Source organism: Clostridium sardiniense, assembly GCF_050584765.1.
GTDB classification, from domain to species: Bacteria; Bacillota; Clostridia; order Clostridiales; family Clostridiaceae; genus Clostridium; species Clostridium sardiniense_A.
Window position 1 is genome coordinate 489,460 of sequence record NZ_JBNOOR010000001.1, and the last position, 24,248, is coordinate 513,707.

Annotated in this window: 24 protein-coding genes and 1 riboswitch; of the genes, 23 read left to right on the top strand and 1 reads right to left on the bottom strand. The window is 28.9% G+C overall.

Going from position 1 to position 24,248, the window contains the following annotated elements:
* Positions 1-160 precede the first annotated feature (160 nt).
* The 20 genes from ACQPUW_RS02405 (at position 161) to ACQPUW_RS02500 (ending at position 19,896) form a co-directional block, all read left to right on the top strand.
* Positions 161-487 carry an ATPase gene (locus ACQPUW_RS02405; protein ID WP_430835895.1) on the top strand — a complete coding sequence of 109 codons (327 nt, stop codon included), beginning with the start codon at positions 161-163 and terminating at the stop codon, positions 485-487.
* Complete coding sequence (locus ACQPUW_RS02410) at positions 474-2,423, top strand: V-type ATP synthase subunit I (RefSeq protein ID WP_430835896.1); 1,950 nt, start codon at positions 474-476, stop codon at positions 2,421-2,423. Before ACQPUW_RS02405 ends, ACQPUW_RS02410 begins: the two co-directional genes overlap by 14 nt.
* Positions 2,424-2,450: 27 nt before the next feature.
* Positions 2,451-2,927, top strand: a complete 477-nt coding sequence (locus tag ACQPUW_RS02415) for a V-type ATP synthase subunit K (protein WP_430835897.1) — start codon at positions 2,451-2,453, stop codon at positions 2,925-2,927.
* Between the two features lie 18 nt (positions 2,928-2,945).
* Positions 2,946-3,545, top strand: a complete 600-nt coding sequence (locus tag ACQPUW_RS02420) for a V-type ATP synthase subunit E (RefSeq protein WP_430835898.1) — start codon at positions 2,946-2,948, stop codon at positions 3,543-3,545.
* A 12-nt stretch (positions 3,546-3,557) separates the two neighbouring features.
* Positions 3,558-4,559, top strand: a complete 1,002-nt coding sequence (locus tag ACQPUW_RS02425; protein ID WP_430835899.1) for a V-type ATP synthase subunit C — start codon at positions 3,558-3,560, stop codon at positions 4,557-4,559.
* A complete protein-coding gene (locus ACQPUW_RS02430; RefSeq protein WP_204594638.1) occupies positions 4,552-4,863 on the top strand; it encodes a V-type ATP synthase subunit F in 312 nt (103 codons plus the stop codon). Before ACQPUW_RS02425 ends, ACQPUW_RS02430 begins: the two co-directional genes overlap by 8 nt.
* 18 nt (positions 4,864-4,881) lie before the next feature.
* Positions 4,882-6,660, top strand: coding sequence for a V-type ATP synthase subunit A (locus ACQPUW_RS02435; RefSeq protein WP_430837264.1), 1,779 nt, complete (start codon positions 4,882-4,884; stop codon positions 6,658-6,660).
* Complete coding sequence (locus tag ACQPUW_RS02440) at positions 6,653-8,032, top strand: V-type ATP synthase subunit B (RefSeq protein ID WP_430835900.1); 1,380 nt, start codon at positions 6,653-6,655, stop codon at positions 8,030-8,032. The genes ACQPUW_RS02435 and ACQPUW_RS02440 overlap by 8 nt, the downstream gene beginning before the upstream one ends.
* 3 nt (positions 8,033-8,035) lie before the next feature.
* Positions 8,036-8,677, top strand: coding sequence for a V-type ATP synthase subunit D (locus ACQPUW_RS02445; RefSeq protein ID WP_204594635.1), 642 nt, complete (start codon positions 8,036-8,038; stop codon positions 8,675-8,677).
* A 231-nt stretch (positions 8,678-8,908) separates the two neighbouring features.
* A complete protein-coding gene (locus ACQPUW_RS02450) occupies positions 8,909-9,862 on the top strand; it encodes an MraY family glycosyltransferase (protein WP_430835901.1) in 954 nt (317 codons plus the stop codon).
* 180 nt (positions 9,863-10,042) lie between these two features.
* Positions 10,043-10,591 (top strand): GNAT family N-acetyltransferase, encoded by a 549-nt coding sequence (locus tag ACQPUW_RS02455; protein ID WP_430835902.1) that lies wholly within the window; start codon positions 10,043-10,045, stop codon positions 10,589-10,591.
* 53 nt (positions 10,592-10,644) lie between these two features.
* Positions 10,645-10,772: riboswitch (SAM riboswitch) on the top strand.
* Positions 10,773-10,855: 83 nt separating this feature from the next.
* Entirely contained in the window at positions 10,856-11,725 is an 870-nt protein-coding gene (gene metF / locus ACQPUW_RS02460; RefSeq protein WP_430835903.1) for a methylenetetrahydrofolate reductase [NAD(P)H], read from the top strand.
* An 11-nt stretch (positions 11,726-11,736) separates the two neighbouring features.
* Complete coding sequence (locus ACQPUW_RS02465) at positions 11,737-12,192, top strand: S-ribosylhomocysteine lyase (RefSeq protein ID WP_430835904.1); 456 nt, start codon at positions 11,737-11,739, stop codon at positions 12,190-12,192.
* A gap of 79 nt (positions 12,193-12,271) precedes the next feature.
* Positions 12,272-12,883, top strand: coding sequence for a vitamin B12 dependent-methionine synthase activation domain-containing protein (locus tag ACQPUW_RS02470; protein WP_430835905.1), 612 nt, complete (start codon positions 12,272-12,274; stop codon positions 12,881-12,883).
* Positions 12,861-15,272: a homocysteine S-methyltransferase family protein gene (locus tag ACQPUW_RS02475; RefSeq protein WP_430835906.1), complete on the top strand. Its 2,412-nt coding sequence runs from the start codon at positions 12,861-12,863 to the stop codon at positions 15,270-15,272. Before ACQPUW_RS02470 ends, ACQPUW_RS02475 begins: the two co-directional genes overlap by 23 nt.
* 192 nt (positions 15,273-15,464) lie before the next feature.
* A complete protein-coding gene (locus ACQPUW_RS02480; RefSeq protein WP_430835907.1) occupies positions 15,465-16,136 on the top strand; it encodes a TVP38/TMEM64 family protein in 672 nt (223 codons plus the stop codon).
* A gap of 138 nt (positions 16,137-16,274) precedes the next feature.
* A complete protein-coding gene (locus ACQPUW_RS02485; RefSeq protein ID WP_430835908.1) occupies positions 16,275-17,108 on the top strand; it encodes a peptidase MA family metallohydrolase in 834 nt (277 codons plus the stop codon).
* A 179-nt stretch (positions 17,109-17,287) separates the two neighbouring features.
* Entirely contained in the window at positions 17,288-18,280 is a 993-nt protein-coding gene (locus ACQPUW_RS02490) for an ABC transporter ATP-binding protein (RefSeq protein WP_430835909.1), read from the top strand.
* A 2-nt stretch (positions 18,281-18,282) separates the two neighbouring features.
* Positions 18,283-19,101, top strand: a complete 819-nt coding sequence (locus tag ACQPUW_RS02495) for an ABC transporter permease (RefSeq protein ID WP_430835910.1) — start codon at positions 18,283-18,285, stop codon at positions 19,099-19,101.
* A 3-nt stretch (positions 19,102-19,104) separates the two neighbouring features.
* The gene (locus ACQPUW_RS02500; protein ID WP_430835911.1) at positions 19,105-19,896 is read left to right on the top strand and encodes an ABC transporter permease; all 792 of its coding nucleotides are present in this window, start codon (positions 19,105-19,107) and stop codon (positions 19,894-19,896) included.
* Between the two features lie 108 nt (positions 19,897-20,004).
* Here the strand turns inward: ACQPUW_RS02500 and ACQPUW_RS02505 are convergent, their stop codons facing one another.
* Positions 20,005-20,436: a hypothetical protein gene (locus tag ACQPUW_RS02505; RefSeq protein WP_430835912.1), complete on the bottom strand. Its 432-nt coding sequence runs from the start codon at positions 20,434-20,436 to the stop codon at positions 20,005-20,007.
* A 369-nt stretch (positions 20,437-20,805) separates the two neighbouring features.
* Here ACQPUW_RS02505 and ACQPUW_RS02510 point away from each other — a divergent pair, with 369 nt between their 5' ends.
* From ACQPUW_RS02510 to ACQPUW_RS02520, 3 genes are all read left to right on the top strand, one after another.
* On the top strand, positions 20,806-21,519 hold the full coding sequence (locus ACQPUW_RS02510; protein ID WP_430835913.1) for an ABC transporter ATP-binding protein: 714 nt from the start codon (positions 20,806-20,808) through the stop codon (positions 21,517-21,519).
* Complete coding sequence (locus tag ACQPUW_RS02515; protein ID WP_430835914.1) at positions 21,512-23,116, top strand: hypothetical protein; 1,605 nt, start codon at positions 21,512-21,514, stop codon at positions 23,114-23,116. The genes ACQPUW_RS02510 and ACQPUW_RS02515 overlap by 8 nt, the downstream gene beginning before the upstream one ends.
* Before the next feature lie 162 nt (positions 23,117-23,278).
* Positions 23,279-24,016 (top strand): transglycosylase domain-containing protein, encoded by a 738-nt coding sequence (locus ACQPUW_RS02520; protein ID WP_430835915.1) that lies wholly within the window; start codon positions 23,279-23,281, stop codon positions 24,014-24,016.
* Positions 24,017-24,248: the final 232 nt, after the last annotated feature.

The window sequence follows — 24,248 nt, forward strand, 5'->3', positions numbered from 1 at the left end:
TTCACAGTTGATTAATATTTTAATGTATAAAAGTGAAGAAATTTATTGAAATTATCCTTAAAAAGTGTATAATTAGAATTATAAATTAAAAAGTAATTAATACTATATTAAGTATTAATTCATATATTATTACACATTTAAGCGAAAAGGTGGTGAGATTTTGGCATTAGAAGCAATAAAAGAAATCAAAAAAGCAGAAGCTGAAGCAGAAGAAATGGTTAAAGCTGCAAATGCAGAGGCAAAGGATATCGTTCAAAAGGCTACCATAGAGGCTAGTGAGAACTATAATAAGGTTATAGGAGGAGCTAAAGACAAGTGCAATAGTATAATGAATGATGCTGTTGAAGCTGGTAATAAAGAAGCTGAACCTATTTTATTAAAGGGAAAGCAAGATGCCCAAGATATCTATCAAATGAAAGAAGATAAGAGAAATAATGCTGTAAAATTAGTGATTGAGAGGATTGTGAAGATTCATGGCAATAGTTAAGATGAATAAATTCACTTTGCTTGCCTTTGAATCAAAGAAAGATGCTCTTTTAGAGAAGTTACAAGGATTTTCTGAAGTAGAATTCATAAACCTTCAAAACGAAGACTACCTTGAAGATAACAAAGAATTAAAAGAGTTATTTAAAGATAATATTGATTCAGAGTTTGCAAAATGTGAAGAAGAATTATCAAAAGCTAGATTTGCCCTAGACTTTTTAAGGACTTACGTACCTCAAAAATCAGGATTAAAAGCAATGCGTGAAGGTAAAAGAGCTTTAACTTTAAATGAATTAAAAGAATCAGTTAATAAAAGTAACTGGCAAGATTTATATGAAAAGCTTAAAGAGAAGGAAGTTCATCTTGCAAATCTAGAAAATGAAAAGACTAAGCTAGAAGGGGTTATAGAATCTCTAAAACCTTTAGAAGGATTAGATGTATCTTTTGAGGAGTTAAAGAGTATTAAGACACCTTATTTCTTAGGAAGTGTTTCTAAACAATATGAAAATGAATTAATGGCTAGTTTATCCGATTATTATGTAGAAACAATATCAGTAAATAGTGATGATATTTTCTTATTAGTTTTAGCTTATAAGGATAATAAGGATCAAGTTGAAGATGTTTTAAGAGGTTTTGGATTTAGTGGATTTAAAACTGAACAAAAAGATACTCCAATAAGAATTATCCATGAAAGCATGGACAGAATTGAGAAAATAGAATCAGAAAAATTCTTTATTAAAGAAGAATTATCAATACTTGAAGAAGAAGCTAAAACTTTAGAGTTAGTATTTGAATATTATTCAAATGTTTATCAAAGAAAGACTGTTAAAACTCATTTCTTAAAAACAGATAAAGTAAGCTTAATTCAAGGATGGATAGCGATATCAGATAACGAAGACTTTAAGAAAATCGTGAAAGATACGCTAGGAGAAGATTACTATCTTGGCTTTGAAGATGTAAAGAGCGAAGAGATAGATGATGTTCCTATAAGATTACAAAATAATGATTTAAACAAGTCATTTGAAAATATAACTGAAATGTATAGTATGCCAAAATATGATGAAATTGATCCAACACCACTTTTAACACCATTCTTCTTAATATTCTTTGGAATGATGGTTGCAGATATTGGTTATGGATTACTAGTACTTATTGGTTCAATAATTGCATTAAAGGTACTTAAGTTAGATAAAGGACAAAGACAATTTGCTAAGTTCTTCTTCTATTTAAGCTTCCCAACAATCTTATTTGGATTTATATATGGAGCATTCTTTGGAGATTTACTTCCATTACCAGCTCTTATAGATACAAATAAAGATGTAACAACCATTCTTATTATGTCAGTTGCATTTGGTGTAATCCAAATCTTCTTTGGACTTGGAATAAAGGCGTATATACTAATAAGAAATGGAAGACCATTTGATGCATTCTGTGATGTAGGATCATGGATTATTACATTAGTTTCAATAGGTGCTTTTGGATTTGGAGCATTTGCTGGAAATGGTGTTGTAAAGACAGTAGGTATGTGGTGTATGATAATTGGTATGATACTAATAGTCGTTACACAAGGAAGACATATGAAATCAGTTGGAGGTAAATTAGGAGAAGGATTATATTCTTTATATGGAATAACAGGATATATCGGAGACCTAGTTTCTTATACAAGACTTATGGCTTTAGGACTTGCTGGGGGATCAATAGCTGGTGCACTTAACCTTATAATAGGTATGTTCCCAGGAGTTGCATTCTTCATCTTTGGACCAGTAGTATTTATTCTAGGTCAATTATTTAACTTAGGATTATCATTACTAGGTGCATATGTTCACACATGTAGATTAGAATATGTTGAGTATTTCTCAAAATTCTATGATGGTGGTGGAAAGCCATTTAAACCATTTAAAACATTAGACAAATATATTGATATTAAAAAAGAAATTTAATTTTACAGTAAATAGGAGGATTTTAAAATGAATACTTGGATAGAGTTTTTTACACAAAATGGAGGATTTGTATTTGCGACTTTAGGTGTTGCATTAGCAGTAGGTTTATCAGGAATAGGTTCTGCTAAAGGGGTTGGACTAGTTGGTCAATCAGCAGCTTCATTAATGACAGAACAACCAGAAAAGTTTGGTAAGGCGTTAGTACTTCAATTATTACCAGGTACACAAGGTTTATACGGTTTCGTTATTGGATTATTAGTTTTCTTAAAGATTACACCAGATATGACATTCCAAAACGGTTTATACTTATTACTTGCATGTTTACCAGTTGCTATAGCAGGATTATGGTCAGGTATAGCTCAAGGTAAGACAGCTGCAGCTGGTGTTCAAATATTAGCTAAAAAACCAGAACAAACTACAAAAGGTATTATCTTTGCAGCGATGGTTGAAACTTATGCATTATTAGGATTCGTTGTTTCAATTTTATTAGTATTTAAGTTTTAATATTGAGGAAGTGAAGTTATGTCAAACGTAAATAATCTTACTTCTAAAATCTTAAAAGATGCGGAAGAGAGAAAGGACAGTATTCTTAAGGCTGCAAATGAAGAAAAGGCTAAGATAATTGCTAAAAAGGAAGCTATTGCTAAATCAGAAGAAGAAGTAATGGTAGAAAAAGCAAAGATGGAAGCTAAAACAAGACATGAAAGAATTGTTTCAAGTGCAGAACTTAAGGCAAGAAATGAAAAACTTGCAGCGAAACAATCTGTAATAGATTCAGTTTTTGAGCAAAGTATAGAAGAATTATGTAAAATGTCTGATGATGACATGAAAAAATTCATTAAAGATATGATATTAAGCTCAGATATAGCTGGGGATGAAAAAATTATTTTAAATGAAAAAGGTAAATCAGTACTAGACGGAACACTACTTGTTCAAATAAATAGTGAATTAAAGTCAAAAGGTAAAAAGGGAGAACTTACTATAAGCAATGAAGTAAGAAGCTTCAAAGGTGGATTTATCTTAGAAAAGGATGGCATAGAAATAAACAATACTTTCGAAGAACTAGTTAACTCATCAAGAGATGATTTAGAATTTGAAGTAGCAAATGTTTTATTTAATTAAGGAGGAGAGTAGATGGATTCAATGGAATTTACTCAAGTTATACCAAGACTTAGAGTACTAGAAACAAGACTCCTTGATAAAGCTAAAATCGATAGAATGATTGATGGAGATTCTGCAAATGAAGCACTAAAAGTGCTTCAAGAATCTGAGTATGCCAATGTAATGACAGGTGTTAAAAGAGCTGAAGATTATGAAGAAGTACTTTCAAAAGAGCTTAAAAGAGTATATGAGCTTATGTATGATGCGTCACCATCAAAATCTTTAATAGATTTAATGAGTATAAAATATGACTATCATAACATTAAGGTGCTTTTAAAAGGAATCTTCCTAAATAAAGATCTAAGTGATATGTTAATTCCTGTTGGGAAAATTAATCTTTCACTATTAAAGCATAGCATTGATAATAATAATATGGCTGATTTACCTTCTGCCATGAGAAATGGTATAGAAAAGACTAAGGAAGTTTTTGAAGGTACAAAAGACCCTCAACAAATTGATATTATTTTAGATAATGCAATGTTTGAAGAGATGAGAGAAATTGCTAAAGAACTAGATGATAGATTTGTTGATAAGTATGTTAGTGCTTTAATTGATCTAACAAACTTAAAGACTTTATTAAGAGTTAAGAAGCAAAATAAAACTAGAGATTTTCTGCAAGAAGTTATCATAAATGGAGGAGCGATAGATGAGGATACATTAGTAGCTTTATTAAATGATGCTCCAGAAAACATATCTAATAAATTAGCTTTTACTAATTATAATGAGATTATAAAAATTGGTATTGAGGATTACACAAAAACTGATTCAGCAAGCCTTTTAGAAAAGTTAGTTGATAATTATATTATGGATATGATGAAGGAAGCTAAGTTCATTCCTTTTGGAGTTGAACCTATATTAGCTTACGTTTATGCAAAAGAAACAGAAATTAAAGTAATTAGAATTATAATGGTTGGTAAACTCAATAATATTTCAGGGGAAGTAATCAGAGAAAGGCTGCGTGATATTTATGTATAAGAAGATCGGTGTAGTTGGAGATAAAGATTCAGTTTTAGCTTTTAAAGCTTTAGGAATTGATGTATTTCCAGTTGTAGAAGCTGATGAAGCTAGAAAAACTGTAGATAGATTAGCAATGCAAGATTACGCAGTTATATTTGTAACAGAACAAGTTGCAAAGGAAATAGAAGAAACTATTGAAAGATACAATAGAGCTACACTTCCAGCTGTAATATTAATTCCAAGTAATCAAGGATCATTAAATATAGGAATGCAAAGAATCAGCGATAATGTAGAAAAAGCTGTTGGCGTTAATATCTTATAGGAAGGCAGGTTTTGTATGGTGAAGACCGGAAGAATAATTAAAGTTTCAGGACCTTTAGTAGTTGCTGAAGGAATGGATGAAGCTAACATATTTGACGTATGTAAAGTTGGAGAAAAAGGTCTTATCGGAGAAATCATTGAAATGAGAGACGATAAGGCATCTATACAGGTATATGAAGAAACTTCAGGAATAGGACCTGGAGACCCAGTTGTTACAACTGGAGAACCACTAAGTGTTGAACTTGGACCAGGACTTATTGAATCAATGTTTGATGGAATACAAAGACCTCTTGATGCTTTCATGAAAGCAGCAGGATCAAATTTCTTAACTAAAGGGGTTTCTGTTAAATCATTAGATAGAGAAAAAGTTTGGGAATTTGTACCTACAGTTAAAGTAGGAGATGAAGTTGAAGCTGGAGATGTTATTGGAACAGTTCAAGAAACACCAGTAGTAGTTCATAAAATAATGGTTCCTTTCAAAGTATCAGGTAAAATAAAAGATATAAAAAGTGGAAAATTCACTGTAGAAGATATAGTTTGCATAGTTGAAACTAAAGATGGAGACAAAGAAGTTACAATGATGCAAAAATGGCCAGTAAGAAAGGGAAGACCTTATGCAAATAAGTTAAACCCAGTAGCACCTCTTACAACAGGTCAAAGAGTTATAGATACATTCTTCCCAGTTGTTAAAGGTGGAGCAGCTGCAGTACCAGGACCATTCGGAGCTGGTAAGACAGTAGTACAACACCAAGTAGCTAAATGGGGAGATGCAGAAATAGTTGTTTATGTTGGATGTGGAGAGCGTGGAAATGAAATGACAGACGTTCTTAATGAGTTCCCAGAACTTAAGGATCCAAAGACTGGTGAAAGCTTAATGAAGAGAACAGTTCTTATAGCTAATACATCAAACATGCCAGTTGCAGCTAGAGAAGCATCTATATACACAGGAATTACAATAGCTGAATACTTCAGAGATATGGGATATTCAGTAGCTATCATGGCTGACTCTACATCAAGATGGGCAGAAGCTTTAAGAGAAATGTCAGGTAGACTTGAAGAAATGCCTGGTGACGAAGGTTACCCAGCATACTTAGGATCAAGACTTGCAGATTACTATGAAAGAGCTGGTAAAGTTGTTTGTCTTGGAAAAGAAGGAAGAGAAGGCGCAGTTACAGCAATCGGTGCAGTATCACCTCCAGGAGGAGATATCTCAGAGCCAGTTACTCAATCAACTTTAAGAATAGTTAAAGTTTTCTGGGGACTAGATGCACAACTTGCATACCAAAGACACTTCCCATCAATTAACTGGTTAAACTCATATTCATTATATGCAGATAGAATTGGTAAATGGATGGATGAAGAAGTAGCAGGTGACTGGTCAGAACTTAGAGTAGAAGCTATGGCTTTATTACAAGAAGAAGCTAACTTACAAGAAATCGTAAGACTTGTTGGTATAGATGCACTTTCAGAAGGCGATAGATTAAAGCTTGAAGTTGCAAAATCAATAAGAGAAGATTATCTTCAACAAAATGCTTTCCATGAAGTTGATACATATACTTCATTAGAAAAGCAACATAAAATGCTAAAACTTATACTTCAATTCAAGCATGAAGCTGATAGAGCTTTAGAAGCTGGCGTATATCTAGATAAGATTTTAGGTATGGGTGAAATAAGAGACAGAATAGCTAGAGCTAAGTATATCTCAGAAGAAGATATAGCTAAGATTGATCAAATCGGAGTTGATTTAACATCTGATATGAACAAATTAATCAGCGAAGGAGGGGTTCTAGATGCCTAAAGAATATAGAACAGTTACAGAAGTAGTAGGACCTTTAATGGCTGTTGAAGGTGTTGAAGGTGTTAAATACGATGAATTAGTTGAAATAGAATTACAAAATGGAGAAAAAAGAAGAGGTAAAGTACTTGAAGTTAATGGTTCAAAAGCTATGGTACAGATCTTCGAAGGTTCTTCAGGAATTAACTTAAAAGGAACTAAAGCAAAATTCTTAGGAAGACCTCTTGAACTTGGGGTTTCAGAAGATATGCTTGGAAGAGTCTTTGATGGTATGGGAAAACCAATAGATAATGGTCCAAAGATAATACCAGAAAAAAGACTTGATATAAATGGAGAAGCTATAAATCCAGTGGCTAGAGATTATCCATCAGAATTTATTCAAACAGGAATATCAGCAATTGATGGACTTAACACTCTAGTTAGAGGACAAAAACTTCCAGTATTTTCAGCATCAGGACTTCCACATGCTGAACTTGCAGCACAAATCGCAAGACAAGCGAAGGTTTTAAATTCTGATTCAAAATTCGCTGTTGTATTTGCAGCTATTGGTATCACTTTCGAAGAAGCTCAATTCTTCGTTGATGAATTTAAATCAACAGGTGCTATAGATAGATCAGTTCTATTTATGAATCTTGCATCTGACCCAGCTATCGAAAGAATAGCTACTCCAAGAATGGCATTAACTACTGCTGAATATTTAGCATACGAAAAGGGAATGCACGTTCTTGTTATAATGACAGATATCACAAACTATGCAGAAGCTCTAAGAGAAGTTTCAGCTGCTAGAAAAGAAGTTCCAGGTAGAAGAGGATATCCAGGATATCTATATACTGACCTTTCAACATTATATGAAAGAGCAGGAAGACTTAGAGGTAAAGAAGGATCAATCACTCAAATTCCAATACTTACAATGCCTGAAGAGGATAAGACACATCCAATTCCAGATTTAACTGGATATATAACTGAAGGACAAATAATACTTTCAAGAGAACTTTATAAGAAAGGTATTATGCCTCCAATAGATGTTTTACCATCACTTTCAAGACTTAAAGATAAAGGTATAGGTAAAGGAAAGACTAGAGAAGACCATGCTGACACAATGAACCAATTATTCTCAGCATATGCTCAAGGTAAGCAAGCAAAAGAATTATCAGCAATCTTAGGAGAATCAGCTCTTTCAGATACTGATAAAGCATTTGCTAAATTTGCGGAAGCTTTTGAAAATGAATATGTTTCACAAGGATTAGAAGCAAATAGAACAATCACTGAAACTCTAGATTTAGGATGGAAGCTATTAGCATTACTTCCAAGAACTGAACTTAAGAGAATCAGAGATGAATACCTTGAAAAATATATGCCAAGAGAGGAAGAATAGGCTATGGCTAGGTTAAATGTGAATCCTACTAGAATGGAGCTCACAAAGCTGAAAAAGAGATTAACAACAGCTACTAGAGGTCATAAGCTTTTAAAAGATAAGCAAGATGAGTTAATGAGACAATTCATTAATCTTGTTAAGTATAACAATAATCTAAGAAAAGATGTTGAAGGGCAACTTGAAGGATCATTAAAGGATTTCGTTATGGCTAGAGCCGTAATGAGTTCAGAGTTCTTAGAAGAAGCAATTGCTTATCCAAAAGAAAGCATTTCTGTAGATGTTGGAAACAAAAACATAATGAGTGTTAATGTTCCAGTTATGAACTTTAAAAGACAGCTTGAAGGTGACGAAGGTAGTATCTTCCCATATGGATTTGCAAATACATCATCAGAGCTTGATGATGCAATAACAAAGCTTTATGGAATATTACCTAAGCTTTTGGAACTTGCAGAAGTAGAAAAGTCATGTCAGCTTATGGCAGATGAAATAGAGAAAACAAGAAGAAGAGTTAATGCTCTAGAGTATATGACAATTCCTCAACTTCAAGAGACAATCAAGTACATAAGAATGAAACTTGATGAAAATGAAAGAAGTGCTTTAACTAGACTTATGAAAGTTAAGAGTATGATAGAGCAAAGAGGATAATTAATTCTAAAATACACCTTAGGTTTTCTAAGGTGTATTTATTTTTGAATTTTAAAATAGATTAGTTTATGTAAAAAGTGTTTAAAATCAAAATTTTGGTAAAGAATTAAAAGTAAATTAAAATTATCTTAATACAATTGATAATAACCTACATTAATAGTATAATTCTTATAGGTTATAATTTCTTTTACATAGAATTAACAATCTAACCTAATTTAGGAGAAGGAATATATGGATTATTTTATAGAGTTTATGATTTCTTTCATATTGGTTGTAATTTTAATGCCGATATTAATGAAATTATCGCATAAAATTGGTTTTACTGATAAACCTACGGAAAGAAAGAAGCACAAAAAAGTAACACCACTATGCGGTGGACTTGCAATGTTTATAGGATTCTTTATAGTATATTATTTCGCTGGAAGTGAAAGCAATTCTGAAAGTATATGGATCTTCATTGGATCTTTATTAATAGTATGTATAGGGTTAATAGATGATTTCTATAAATCAGTTGGAAAGGAATTCCCAATACTTCCAAGACTGATAATTCAAATATTAGCAGCAGTATTAATATTTAATGCTGGTGTTGCATTTAAAGGCTTTACTAATCCGTTTACAGGGGATTATGTAGCGCTTAATACTTTTCTACAGTTTGTTTTGAGTATTACATGGATATTTGGAGTTACGACAGTAATAAATTGGTCAGACGGAATGGATGGGCTTGCAGGAGGTATTTCTTTAGTTTCCTCAGGTACATTTTTTATTGCAGCAATTATTTTAGGACAAAGTTACTCAGCATCTACTTCAATTATACTTGCTGGGGCAATTGGAGGATTCTTATTATTCAATAGATATCCTGCGAAGGTATTTATGGGAGACTCAGGTGCAAATTTTTTAGGATTTATTTTAAGTATAATTGCATTAGATGGTGCATTTAAGCAAGCTACTGTGCTTAGCTTATTGTTACCAATATTAGCACTAGCAGTACCTATATTTGATAACTTATTTGTTATATTTAAAAGGTTTAATGAAGGAAAACCAGTGTATCAGGCAGATAGAAGTCAGATGCATTTTAGATTAGAAGAAAAAGGATTAACAAAACCACAAATAGTGCAGTTTATAGTTGGAATAAGCATAATTTGTTCATTCTTATCTATAGTACTATTATTTTACAATCATCCATAAAATAAGCATCATATTAAAAATGATGCTTATTTTTTTATAAAAATTTAATTATTAGTGTATTACTGATTTACAAATTATAAAAGCAATATTTAATAACTATATATAATATATTAATCATATTGACATATAAACCATATTTTGTTATTATGATTAGAAAATAAAAAAAGGGGGCTTAGATTTATGTATAAGGGGAAGAAGGTAATTCTTAGAGCGCATAAGGAAGAGGATATAGAAAAACTTAATGACTTTATAAATGATTATGAAGTAAAACGGCTTCTAAATATTGAAACTTCATTTCCATTAGCACTTTGGCAAGAAGAAGAGTGGGTTAAGAAAAGAAGGGATAATGATCAAACATATGATTTTGCAATTGAAGATTTAGAAACTGGAGATATAATAGGTGGGTGTAGTATAAACTCTACCAGCATTAAAAATAGAAATTGCATAATTGGAATTATGATTGGGGATAAAGATTATTGGGGAAAAGGTTACGGATATGATGCTCTATCTGTACTTATCAAATTTATCTTTGAAGAATGTAATATGGAAAAAATAAAACTTGGCGCATTTTCATTAAATCCAAGAGCAATTGCTTGTTATAAAAAGCTTGGCTTTAAAGAAGAAGGTCGTCTTAAAAAAGAAATATATAGAGAAGGAAAATATCATGATGAGATATTAATGGCTCTATTTAAAGAAGAATACTTTAAAAATATAAAAGATGAATATTAGAAAATATTTACAAAAAAGTATTTTTAATGTATAATTATACAAAACAGAATATATACTTATCAAGAGTGGTGGAGGGACTGGCCCTATGAAACCCGGCAACCTATGTATAACAATAATTTATTAGGGGTCTTTATGTATAAATTTGTTATATCATGTGGTGCTAATTCCAGATAGATAAGGGTATGAATTTAAGATTAAAGTCTTAGGTATATATCCTAGGACTTTTTTATATTTTAAAGTTTAGGATATAAATAAGGGGGCAGTATGAATATTAAGGAGATTTTTCATAAAAGAAATTTAGTATTTTCTTTTGAGGTATTTCCTCCAAAGAATAATTCACCAGTTAAAAGTATATATAGAGCTTTAAATGAGCTTTCAGAATTAGAACCAGATTTTATTAGTGTAACCTATGGGGCAGGTGGTAGTCTAATAAATAACAAAACTACAGAGATATCATCACTTATAAAAAATGTGTATAATATAGAACCTTTAGCACATTTAACATGCATATCTTCTAAGAAAGATGATATAGATAAGATAACAGAGAGACTAGAACTTGAAGACGTTAGTAACATACTTGCATTAAGAGGTGACGATAATGGTGACTCTAGAAAAGACTTCAATTATGCAAGTGAGCTCATAAGTTATATAGAAAAAAGGAAAAGATTTAATATAATTTCGGCATGTTATCCAGAAGGCCATATAGAAAATAAATCCATAGATATTGAAATAGATAATATGAAAAGAAAGATAGATTCAGGTACATCAAGCTTTATTTCTCAGCTGTTTTTTGATAACAATATTTATTATGATTTCTTAGATAAGATAAATAAAAATGGAATAAAAACTCCAATTCAAGCTGGAATTATGCCAGTAATAAATAAAAGGCAGATAGAGAGAATAACAGAATTATGCGGTGCAAAGATTCCGCATAAATTCTCAAAAATCATGAATAAGTATGAATATAGCCCAGAAGCTTTAAAAGAAGCAGGTATTGCATATGCAGTTGAACAAATTATAGATTTAGCTTCTAGTGGAGCTCAGGGCATTCATCTTTATACAATGAATAATCCTTATGTTGCAAAAAGGATTAAAGAAAATATTAAGACAGTCATTAAAACAATTAATAATTAGGAGGCAAATGTATGAAAAAAGTAGAAAGTTTTGAACTAGACCACACTAAGGTAAAGGCACCATTTATAAGAAAATGTTGTGTATACGAAGGAGGACATGGTGATAAGATAAGCAAGTTTGATATAAGATTCCTGCAACCTAATAAGGAGGCTTTTGGGACAGCAGCTATGCATGCACTAGAGCATCACCTGGCTTATAATATTAGAGAAGAATTAGATGGAGTTATTGATATATCCCCAATGGGATGTAGAACAGGATTTTATTTAAGCACTTGGGGTGATAAAGATCCTATAGAAATAAAAGCAGCGGTTGAAACAGTTCTTAGAAATTTATTAAAATCAGAGGAGATACCAGCAAATAATGAAGTTCAATGTGGAAATTATAAAGATATTTCTCTTTTTGGAGCAAAGGAATATGCAAAAAATGTAATTAGCAAAGGATTCTCACTTAATATATATGGAGAGTAGTGGGAGAGAAATTACTCTTCATGAATCAGAAATTTTAAGATACTTAGGATATAGAGGGCAAGAGATACCCAAAAATATTATGAATAAAATTTCGGGTGTAAAGAAAGAGTGTAGAGATTTCTTTACACCTAAATTTATTTATGAGGAGTATAATCTTAAGAAAAGAGAAAATGAAATTGAACTTATAGGTACTACTCTGCTTTTAAAAGGACGGGATATATATAATTTGTTAAAAGACTGTGATAGATGTGTACTGATGGCTGTGACCATTGGAAGTGATGTAGAGAGACGGACAAGATTTTATGAAAAAGTAGACTTAACAAAGGGATTAATATTTGATGCTTGTGCAACGACAGGTGTTGAAGAGATTTGTGATTTAGTAGAAGAAGAGATAAAATCTAAGTATGTAAACGAAGGCGAGGAGCTAACATTTAGATATAGTCCAGGCTATGGGGATTTAGATTTAAGTATACAAAAGGATTTTATAAATATATTAAATTGTGAAAGAAGAATAGGTGTTAAGGTTTCAGAGCATATGGTTTTATTTCCAAGGAAATCAGTAACTGCTATTTTAGGTATAAAAAAATACAGTGGAAAAAAGGAAAAGAAGAGTTGTATAAATTGCAATAATTATGATAGATGTGTATATAGAAAAGAGGGAATAGATTTTGAATGTAAGAGAGTATATTAAAGATAATATTTTAGTTTTTGATGGAGCCATGGGGACAATGCTTCAAAATTCAGGCTTAAAACTTGGAGAAAATCCAGAAATATTTAATATAACCCATGGAGAAGAAATAATAAAGATACATAAAGATTATATAAATTCTGGAGCAAAGATTGTAACAACAAACACATTTGGAGCAAATGAGCTTAAATTAAAAAATACTAAATTTTCTGTAGAAGAAATAATAAAATCTGGAGTAGATCTAGCTAGAAAAGCAAAGGGTAATAAAGAGTGCTATATTGCTCTTGATGTAGGTCCAATTGGAGAGTTATTAGAGCCTATGGGTACTTTAAGCTTTGAGAAGGCTATTGATATTTTTAAAAGGCAAATTAAAGTTGGAGTAGAGAGTGGAGTAGACATAATTCTTATTGAGACTATGACTGATTTGTATGAGATGAAAGCTGCAATTATTGCAGCGAAGGAAAGTTGCGATCTTCCTATCTTTGCAACTATGACCTTTGAAGAGAATGGAAGAACTTTTACGGGATGCCTTCCAGAGAGTATGGCAATTACGTTAGAAGGATTAGGGGTAGATGCTGTTGGTATTAACTGTTCTCTTGGACCAAAGGAACTTAAAGAAATTGTAAAAAAGATAATTGATAATACTAATTTACCTGTAATTGTACAACCCAATGCAGGACTTCCAAATATCATAGAAGGAAAAGCTGTTTATGATATAACAGAGAAAGAGTTTTCAAATTCAGTTAGAGAATTAGTAGATATAGGGGTCTCAATTATAGGAGGATGCTGTGGTACTACGCCTAAATTCACAGAAGAACTTAGCAAAATAGCTAAGGATAAATGTAAAGTAAATAGAAAAGAAGTAATAAAATATGCAGTAACATCACCTTATAAAGTTGTAGAAATCGATGAAGTAAGAGTAGTTGGAGAGAGAATAAACCCAACAGGTAAAAAGAGATTTAAAAAAGCTATTATAGATAAAGATATGGATTATATATTAAAGCAAGCAATAGAACAAATAGAAGGAGGAGCAGAAATACTAGATGTTAATGTTGGTCTTCCAGAGATAGATGAAGAGTCATTAATGGAAAATACAATAAGGGAATTACAAAGTATTGTTGATGTTCCACTTCAAATCGATTCAAGTAAGAAGAATGTAATTGAAAAAGGATTGAGGGTATATAACGGTAAGCCAATAGTAAATTCAGTAATTGGAGAGAATGATGTATTAGATAATATTCTTCCTCTAGTGAAGGAATATGGAGCAGCTGTAGTTGGACTAACTCTTGATAATAACGGTATACCTAAAGATCCTGAATCAAGATTTAAAATAGCAGAAAAAATAGTTAATAGAGCCATTGAATATGGAATAAAAAAAGAGGATGTATATATAGATTGCTTAGCTTTAACTGTTTCAGCTCAACAAGAAGAAGTTATGGATACATTAAAAGCTTTAAGAATGGTTAAGGAGAGATTAGGAGTTAAAACTCTTCTTGGGGTTTCAAATATATCATTTGGATTACCAAATAGAGATCTTATAAATGAAACATTTCTAGCATTAGCTTTAGGGGCCGGATTAGATCTTCCAATTATGAATCCTAACAAAGAAGGAATGATGAACGTTATAAATTCCTTTAAAGTTTTAAATAACAATGATCGTGGAGCTAAGAGATATATAGAGGCTTATGGAAATAAAAAAGTAGAGAGAGTATTAGTCTCCAAAACAATAGATTCAAATATAAATCATAATAAAGAATTAGATAATAGTGAAGAATCTTTAGAAAAATCAATACTTCAAGGATTAAAAAATAGTACAAGAAAAATAACAGAAAGATTATTAGAAGAAAAGACAGAACTCGAAATCGTAAATGAAGATTTAATACCTGCCCTTGATAAAGTAGGTGAAAAGTATGAAAAGGGAGAAATATTTTTGCCACAACTTATACAAGCCGCAGAAACAGTTAAAGTATCTTTTGATTTAATTAAAGATAGATTAATTAAATCTGATAAAAAAGGTGTGAGTAAAGGAAGAATTATACTTGCAACTGTAAAAGGTGATATTCATGATATAGGGAAAAATATAGTTAAAGTTATATTAGAAAACTATGGATATGATATATTAGATCTTGGAAAAGATGTTCCAATAGAGAAGATAGTAAAAGAAGCTATAGAAAACAATATAGAACTTGTAGGTCTTAGTGCATTAATGACAACTACTATAGTATCTATGGAAGAGACAATTATAGGATTAAAAAAAGCAGGTTTTAAAGGGAAAATATTTGTTGGTGGAGCAGTTGTAACAGAGGATTATTCAGAAAAAATTGGGGCAGATTTTTATGCAAAGGATGCTAAAAAGTCTGTAGAAATAGCTAAAAGAGTATTTAATAATTAGAAGTTATATGAAGATAGTAGTGTATATAGTAATAGATATATACTACTATTTTTTAAATTCTTATAATTATCTAAATATTATATAATTAAATTATTAATAAGTATTTGACTTACTTTACACTCATATATTTTTATGTTACGTTTAATACACAAGGGGATGTAAATAAAAATTAATTTTAGTAAGGGGAAATAGATGGGGAAAAATAAAAAATTATGTAGAGTAAAGTTTGTTGTTTTCTTAGCATTAATATCTATGTGTGTATTTATGCTAGTTAAAAATTGGGATGCAATTAAAAATATTGATATGGAAAAGATATCAATGTTTATTGAAGAGAAGGGAACCTTTTCGGCAATAGTATATGTACTATTTTATACTATAAAGCCATTTTTTATAATAATCCCAACAAATATAATAGCTATAGTAGGTGGAACATTATTTGGGCCAATAAAAGGTTTTTTATTAACAATGGCTGGATTCTGGGTATCAGGAACTATTGCTTTTTATGTTTCAAGATTACTAGGAAGAGATTTTGTTGAGGGGATTATAGGAAATAGATTTATTAAGTTAGATAATAATATAGAAAAAAAAGGATTTAAGATTCTATTTCTTTTAAGGTTACCACCAATACTTCCATATGATCCATTAAGCTATGCTTGTGGCTTTACTAAAATAAAATATAAGGACTTTATTTTAGCATCACTTCTAGGGGTTGTCCCAGAAACTATGTGTTACTCAATGCTTGGGAAGAGTTTTAGTAATCCATTTTCAATCGAGTTCTTTGTACCAATAGCTATATTGGTTATAGGGGTTATTTCTTCTAAGCGTATAATGAATTCAAGAAAACAAACAAAAATAGAGAGTTAATTAGTATAGCCTAAGATTTATAAATCTTAGGCTATTTTTATTTAATGATTAAAAGAATAATTTTTAAAACATTAAATGTAATAAAATTCCTTTTATGTGATATAATTGTTATAAACATATACAGAAGGGATTAAGCATATGGGGTGGGGAAAAAAGTTTAGAAATATATTAAAAAATTTTGTGCTTATAGTTCTTGCAATTATTTTAGGAATAGTAACATTAAACTTGCCGACAATTAATAGTGTTAAGGCTTTTGCAGAAGAGAATATGGTTAAAAAAATTGTAAATATTAAGGTTACAAGGGGAATGGAAAGCCTTGAATTAGAAAATGGATCAGAGTACTATGAAAGAAAAATAAATAGTGAAAATAAAGATACTATAGAAAAATGGTTAAAGCAAGCTAGGGAAGATACATCTACAGTATTTGATATAAATGGTGAACATAAAGTAGACATTGTAATATTTAATAGCGAAGATGAGTTTATGGAGGCCTTGAAAATTAATATTAATGATGTTGCAGCAATATATTTAAATGATACTATTTATATGTATAAAGGTAGTATAAAGGGACGCAATATAATTCATGAATATACACATCATATAGTTAATTACTATTGTAAGGAAAATGATATAAATAAATATAATATTCCAACATGGTTTGAAGAAGGGATAGCTGAATACACATCAATGATTCATAATGAGGGAGAACTTATATATGTAGTAGATATAGATAAAAAAGTTGACTTTAGAAATTTAGGTAATAGTAATAAAGAAATATCTGATATGATAAATAATGGTTACAATGTTTATGGACAAAGCTACTTAGTAATTAAGGAGATAGTAAAAGAAAAGGGAATAGATGTAATAATGAATATATTAAATGATTCTAAAAATATGGAATTCTATGATGCTTTTGAAAAAAATGCTGGTAAAAGTATAGAGGATATAGTGGATAATTTAAAAGAGATATAGAATATAGAAATACTCTATGACAATTTTGTAGTGATAGAGTATTTTTATAAAGCCTAATAAAGTAAGTTAATAATTCACAATATTGTAAAATATGTAGTGTAGTGATATTATTAGAATTAAAGGTAAATTGGTATTAAGAGATTTTATTTTTGGAAACGTTTCTAAAAGGGGGAGTTTAATTGATTAAAGTTCAAGATTTAACTAAAGATTTTAAAATTAGAAAAAAAGATCCAGGTTTTAAAGGAGCATTAAAATCATTATTTTCTAATGAATATGATATTAAAAAAGCAGTATCAAATATTTCATTTGAAATAGAAGAGGGGGAAGTGGTTGGATATATTGGATCTAATGGAGCAGGAAAATCTACTACAATAAAAATGATGACAGGAATACTTACTCCATCATCTGGAACTATAGAAGTTAATGGGATAGTTCCTTATAAAGATAGAGAAAAGAATGCAAAGGATATAGGTGTAGTATTTGGGCAAAGGACACAGCTGTGGTGGGACTTGCCTTTAACGGAAACGTTTACGATACTTAAAGATATTTATTCTATCGAGGATAATTTATTTAATAAGAACATGGAATTTTTAAATGAAGTTTTAGGATTAGAAGAATTTATAAATAATCCTGTAAGAACATTATCACTTGGTCAAAGAATGAGAGCAGACCTTGCAGCATCGCTTATTCACAGTCCTAAAATTCTTTATTTAGATGAGCCAACAATTGGGCTTGATGTTGTAGTTAAAGATAAGGTTAGAGAAGCTATTAAGAAAATAAATAGAGAATTTAATACAACAATTATATTAACTACTCATGATTTAAGTGATATAGAAGAACTTTGTGAAAGAATTATAATTATTGATAATGGGAAGAAGATATATGATGGAAGTTTAAAAGATATAAAAAGTAGCTTTGGATATATGATTACATTAGAAGCTCAAATAAAAGGGAATATAAAGGCTAATCTTAATTTAAAGAAAGAATTTAATATTAATGATATAGAAGAATATATAGAGGATGGAAAATTAATAATTAAATTTAATAAAAATAAAGTAACTTCATCAGAAGTAATTCATAAAGTAATGCAAAAAATTGATATATTAGATTTTTCATTAAAGGAGACTAGTATAGAAGATATAATTAAAAAAATATATAAAAAGGGGGCATAGATATGAATCTTATTAAATGGTTTAAAATATATAGCTCTTTTTCAAAAAGTGAAATAAAAAAATACTTTGCATATAAAGCCAATATTTTTATGGGAATTATAGGACAAGTTATAATGGTTATAGTTACATATTATCTATGGAAAGCCATTTATAGTAGTTCTCAAGATGGAATAATGAATGGATTTACATTAAATGATATGGTTATTTATATTATGATTTCTTTTGTTATTGGCATTGTAACATCAAATGATATAAGCTATATTATTTCAAGTGAAGTTAGAGATGGATCTATTGCAATGAATTTAATAAAACCTATAAATTATGAAAAGAGACTTATTTTTATAGGAATTGGCCAATTTATTTTTAATTTTATATTTTTATTTATGCCAGCAGCTATTGGTATAACAATTTACAGAATTAATATTGGGCTAAGTATTACATCAACATCTATAATTTTATTTCTGTTAAGTATAGTTTTAGGAACTATGATAAATATTTATTACAGTTATATATTTGGACTACTAGTTTTTAAATTTTATAGCCTTTGGGGAATTAATCAAATAGCACAAGCTATTGTCATGCTAGTTTCAGGTGCATTGATACCATTATCTTTTTTCCCAGATATAATACAAAAGCTTTTTAATTTTTTACCGTTTAGCTCTATAATATATACTCCAGCTATGATATATCTAAACAAATTATCTTCTAATGAAATAATCAAGTGTTTATTATTGCAGTTATTTTGGATTTTTGTACTAAAAGTATTATCAAGATTAATGTGGAATAAAGTTATTAATAAATTGAGTATTCAAGGAGGTTAATATATGAAAAGATATTTAAAGATATATTTTAAGTTCTTAAAGCAATATATAAAGACTTTAATAGAATATAAAGAGGATTTCATATATGGAATGATTGGATTCTTTCTAATTCAAGGAACTTCAATAATATTTATAAATCTTATATTTGATAATATTCAATCATTAGAAGGTTGGAGTTTTTATGAAATAATATTTATATATGGATTTTCACAAATTCCAAGAGGAATAGATCATATATTTACAGATTACCTTTGGATATTTAGTGGAAATTCAATTGTCAGAGGAGAATTTGATAGATACTTACTAAGACCATTAAATCCTTTATTTCAAGTAGTTGCAGAAAGATTTCAACCAGAAGGATTTGGAGAATTAATTGTTGGATTTATATTAGTTATACTTAGTGGAATGAAATTAGGAGTTATAATAACGCCTATGTTAATAATAGGATTTATAATAGCTACAATTGGAGGGACTATTATATATACAGGAATAAAGCTTGCAGCAGCATCAATAGCTTTTTGGACTAAGACAAGTTTTAGACATGTACAAATGGCTTATGAGTTAAGTGGATTTGCAAAGTATCCAGTTACTATATATCCAAATGCAATAAAGAATCTTTTAACTTTTATAATACCATTTGCCTTCACAGGATTTTATCCAGGTGCATATTTACTTGGAAAAGAAAGCTTCTTCTTTGGAGTGATAATGACATTAATTGTAGGAGTAATAACTATAACAGTAGCATATTTTATTTGGATTAAAGGTATATCAATATACGAAAGTGCAGGTAATTAATATTTATTTTTAGATTAAATAAATTATATAATAAAAATCACCTATTTAAATAGAAATATTTAAATAGGTGATTTTTTTAAACAATTACATTAATGATATAATAAAATTTTATTGCCATTTTCCATGATTATATACAAATCTCATCTCAGATTTTGATGGAAGCTCTTGAGACATAACAATAACTATATCTGAGTAATCATTTTTCAGTATTTCATTAATTACTTGTTTGAATGAAAAAACCCTATCAAACTTTAAAGCTTTATCTTTAAAGGTTACACTTATTTTTAAATTGCTTTGATTATCTACATTACTTTCTAGAAACTGAATATTATCTAATTCACCAACCTCTTCATAAGTAAATTCTGCAACTTCTTGTAATTCAGATTTTTTATTTTCATCAGAAATATTTATAAATTCTGATATTTGACTAATTTTATTTTTTTTAGTTTCTTTAATTACTATATTGAACCCAAACACAATACAGATAATAAATAAGATACATGAAAAAAATATAATTAGTAATTTTGTATACTTACCCATAAAAACCCACCCCATACAAATATATTAAATTTTTTGACTAATAATAAAATCAGTAGTTTATTTAATGTTAATAAAATATTTACACCCTATTTAATTATAACTTTATAAATTAATAAATTTATAAAGTTACATATATATTAATTAAAATTTAAATGTTTATTAACCAAATTAACTTTTTAGATTTATTTGTATAAAATGTTAAATTTTATACAAATAATTATAATTAGATTTAAAATAAACTGAGTATATAATGATTATAAAAATTAAAAAATATTGTAATAATTATAAAGATTAAAAGAGATTGACACATATATTCTATTTGTTATATATTATATATAACAAATAGAATATATAGAGGGGGATTTGTATATGTTAACTATAAAAAATTTTTATAAATATTATAAAAGTGATAAACCAGCAGTTAAAGATTTATCTTTAGAAATAAAGGGTGGGGATATATTTGGCTTTATTGGTCATAATGGTGCAGGAAAGACAACTACTATAAAATCAGTTGTTGGTATACTTGATTTTGAAGCGGGGGAAATACTTATAGATGGTATATCGATTAAAGAAAATCCAATTGAATGCAAAAAGAAGATTGCATATATACCGGATAATCCAGACATTTACAATTCGCTTACAGGAATACAGTATCTAAATTTTATTGGAGATATATATAAAGTTTCTAAAAAAGAAAGAGAAAAACTTATAGCTCTATATGCAGATACTTTTGAAATTACGAAATCTTTAGGAGATTTAATATCATCATATTCACATGGAATGAAGCAAAAGCTTGCTATTATATCTGCACTTATTCATAAGCCAAAGTTACTTGTATTAGATGAACCTTTTGTTGGGTTAGATCCAAAGGCATCTCATACATTAAAACAAATAATGAAAGATATATGTAAAGATGGTGGGGCAATATTTTTCTCAACACATGTATTAGAAGTAGCAGAAAAATTATGTAATAAGATTGCTATAATTAAGGGTGGACAAATTGTGGCAAAAGGAGATATAGATAAAGTTAAAGGGGATAGTTCTTTAGAAGATTTATTTATGGAGTTGATTGATAATGAATAATTTAGGTATTCTTTTAAAATATGATTTAATAAATTCTTATGAGCTTAATTCTATATTAAATAGGGAAGATAAGAAAAAGTTTTATAAAACTTTAGCCTTTATAATATTAATAATAATTGGTATAGGAGCATTTGGGTCAACAGTCTTTATGTATTTTGATTTTATGGTGGAGCCTTTAAAGAGTATGAATATGTTAGATATTATAGTAGCTCAAGGCTTTATAATGTCAGTATTTATAATACTTGGAACATCAATATATAAAGCTCCAGGATTGATATTTGGAATAAAAGACTATGATACACTAATATCACTTCCTATAAAGCCATGGATAATACTATCTGTAAAGCTTATTAATTTAATATTGGTAAACTATGTATTTATGGCGATTTCATTAATACCAGCTTTGGTGGTTTATTTTATAAATACTAAAGTTACATTTATTATGATATTAAATGCTTTTATAATGTATCTTTTTATTCCATTAATTCCAATAGCAATTGCCAGTATATTTGGATTTATATTCACTTATATTTCATCAAAAGTAAAGCATAAAAATATATTTTCTATAATAGCAGTTTTTATTATAATTCCAGCAATACTTTTTATATCTTCAAATACGGAATCTATAATAAGTTATATAACTAAGAATGCAACAAGCGTAAATGAAATTTTAAATAGGGTATATCCACCTGTAAAATATTATTTGGATGGAATAGCAAATATGAATTTTGCTGGAGTTTTAAAATTTAGTGCTATATCAATTGGGATATTTATATTATTTATCATTTTATTAAACAAAGTATTTGTAAAAATCAATTCAAATCTTTTAGAAAGCTATAAAAAGAATAACTTTAAAATGAAAGAGCTGAAAGAGTATGGTGTAGTAAGAACACTATTTAATAAAGAGGTAATTAGATATATATCAAAGCCTATAGTTGTATTAAATACATCAATAGGAATGGTTTTATATTTAATAATGGCAATAGGAGTAGTATTTATAGGGGATAGTTTTATAGGAATGCTTTTTGAGATTGATACAACAAAAGAATTAGTACCATTAATATTGATAGCATCTACATCTTTATTTGTTGCATTATCTAACACAACATCATCATCTATATCTTTAGAAGGAGATAATTTTTGGATTTTAAAGTCACTACCTATAGAAACTATTGATATATTTAAATCTAAGATATATTTAAATCTTGCAATAACAATAGTGCCAATTTTAATAGGTATACCAATACTTATATTTGCTTTAGATTTAACTATTATTGAGAGCATTTGGTTATTTGTGATACCAATATTAGTTTCATTTTATATATCTCAAATGGGGCTTATAATAAATCTTGTGTTTCCGATGATGAGATGGACTTCAGAAGTAGTTGTTGTAAAAAGAAGTGCTTCGGCAGGTATAGCCCTATTAATAGGGGGATTAAGTATTGCTATACCTTCATTTATTTATTATTGGTTTAGTATAAGTAATACAAATATATATCTAACTATAATATCAATAGTATTACTTATAGTTAATATTATTTTATATAAGCTATTAAGAAGTTTTGGTACTAGTAGACTAGAAAAAATTAAAATATAATAAGTAGTTTAAAAGCTTTTAGAGACATCAATTTTGGTGTCTCTTTTTTTCTTACATAAATGAAAGGATAACGTAATGAAGTTAAATATGAAATTTATATTATAGAACTTATAATAAGAACATAGAAAGCGATGAGCAAACAGATCTGAGGAGAGATGTTTTATGAGACATTTTATTATAAATAGAAGATGTATGCTTTTTGGAATTATAACTTTTATATTTTTATTAATTACAGCTTTAGGATACTATAATCAAAAATTAATAATAAATAATAAATCAATGGAGGAGAGAGTTAATATGATTAGAGAAAATAAAAATTACGTAAAAATACAAAACATAGATAAAAAATTTTTAAAATCAATGATAGCTATTGAAGATCATAGATTTTATAATCATGGAGCTCTTGACTTTATTTCAATTGCAAGAGCGACTTTAAATAATATAAAAGCTAGAAGAGTAGTAGAAGGTGGAAGCACTATAACTCAACAATTAGCTAAAAACCTTTATTTATCAAATGAAAGAAGCTTTAAAAGAAAATTTAAAGAATCACTTTTTGCAATACAATTAGAAAGGCAATACACAAAAGATGAAATTCTAGAACTATACGTAAATTCAATATCATTTGGAGATGGATATGTTGGGATAGGTGAAGCTGCAAAAGGTTATTTTGAAAAAGATGCTAGTAACTTAAGTTTTAATGAAGCTACACTTTTAGCAGGATTACCTCAAGCACCTAGTTTATATGCATTAAGTAGAAATAATGGACTTGCAAAGAAGAGAAAAAAGCAAGTTATAAATGCACTAGAAAGATACAACAAAGAAGTAGAAACTGAATCAGTATCAATGGTGCAAGTAGAAAAATATACATCAGGAATTAATGGGGTAGTACCTAACTTATAGGAGGAATAAGATATGAAAAATAAAAAAGATTTTAAAGAAAATAAAGAAAAACAAATGAGATTTTGGAATATGATATTTAATTATGACCGTTGGAGCATGGGAATTGTATATATAGATTAATTATATTGAAAAGTAGAAAATACAGATAAAATAGCAACTAGAGAAAAGATATATAAAATATTATATTTTACATTTAATAAATAGAAATTAGACTAAGTCTAGAGAAGAGGAT

What these genes read in the sequence shown, in the direction of transcription:
- ACQPUW_RS02410 (WP_430835896.1), top strand. Translation starts at nt 474, where the DNA reads ATGGCAATAGTTAAGATGAATAAATTCACTTTGCTTGCCTTTGAATCA.
- ACQPUW_RS02415 (WP_430835897.1), top strand. Translation starts at nt 2,451, where the DNA reads ATGAATACTTGGATAGAGTTTTTTACACAAAATGGAGGATTTGTATTT.
- ACQPUW_RS02420 (WP_430835898.1), top strand. Translation starts at nt 2,946, where the DNA reads ATGTCAAACGTAAATAATCTTACTTCTAAAATCTTAAAAGATGCGGAA.
- ACQPUW_RS02425 (WP_430835899.1), top strand. Translation starts at nt 3,558, where the DNA reads ATGGATTCAATGGAATTTACTCAAGTTATACCAAGACTTAGAGTACTA.
- ACQPUW_RS02430 (WP_204594638.1), top strand. Translation starts at nt 4,552, where the DNA reads ATGTATAAGAAGATCGGTGTAGTTGGAGATAAAGATTCAGTTTTAGCT.
- ACQPUW_RS02440 (WP_430835900.1), top strand. Translation starts at nt 6,653, where the DNA reads ATGCCTAAAGAATATAGAACAGTTACAGAAGTAGTAGGACCTTTAATG.
- ACQPUW_RS02445 (WP_204594635.1), top strand. Translation starts at nt 8,036, where the DNA reads ATGGCTAGGTTAAATGTGAATCCTACTAGAATGGAGCTCACAAAGCTG.
- ACQPUW_RS02450 (WP_430835901.1), top strand. Translation starts at nt 8,909, where the DNA reads ATGGATTATTTTATAGAGTTTATGATTTCTTTCATATTGGTTGTAATT.
- ACQPUW_RS02455 (WP_430835902.1), top strand. Translation starts at nt 10,043, where the DNA reads ATGTATAAGGGGAAGAAGGTAATTCTTAGAGCGCATAAGGAAGAGGAT.
- metF (WP_430835903.1), top strand. Translation starts at nt 10,856, where the DNA reads ATGAATATTAAGGAGATTTTTCATAAAAGAAATTTAGTATTTTCTTTT.
- ACQPUW_RS02465 (WP_430835904.1), top strand. Translation starts at nt 11,737, where the DNA reads ATGAAAAAAGTAGAAAGTTTTGAACTAGACCACACTAAGGTAAAGGCA.
- ACQPUW_RS02470 (WP_430835905.1), top strand. Translation starts at nt 12,272, where the DNA reads ATGAATAAAATTTCGGGTGTAAAGAAAGAGTGTAGAGATTTCTTTACA.
- ACQPUW_RS02480 (WP_430835907.1), top strand. Translation starts at nt 15,465, where the DNA reads ATGGGGAAAAATAAAAAATTATGTAGAGTAAAGTTTGTTGTTTTCTTA.
- ACQPUW_RS02485 (WP_430835908.1), top strand. Translation starts at nt 16,275, where the DNA reads ATGGGGTGGGGAAAAAAGTTTAGAAATATATTAAAAAATTTTGTGCTT.
- ACQPUW_RS02495 (WP_430835910.1), top strand. Translation starts at nt 18,283, where the DNA reads ATGAATCTTATTAAATGGTTTAAAATATATAGCTCTTTTTCAAAAAGT.
- ACQPUW_RS02500 (WP_430835911.1), top strand. Translation starts at nt 19,105, where the DNA reads ATGAAAAGATATTTAAAGATATATTTTAAGTTCTTAAAGCAATATATA.
- ACQPUW_RS02505 (WP_430835912.1), bottom strand. Translation starts at nt 20,436, where the DNA reads ATGGGTAAGTATACAAAATTACTAATTATATTTTTTTCATGTATCTTA.
- ACQPUW_RS02510 (WP_430835913.1), top strand. Translation starts at nt 20,806, where the DNA reads ATGTTAACTATAAAAAATTTTTATAAATATTATAAAAGTGATAAACCA.
- ACQPUW_RS02515 (WP_430835914.1), top strand. Translation starts at nt 21,512, where the DNA reads ATGAATAATTTAGGTATTCTTTTAAAATATGATTTAATAAATTCTTAT.
- ACQPUW_RS02520 (WP_430835915.1), top strand. Translation starts at nt 23,279, where the DNA reads ATGAGACATTTTATTATAAATAGAAGATGTATGCTTTTTGGAATTATA.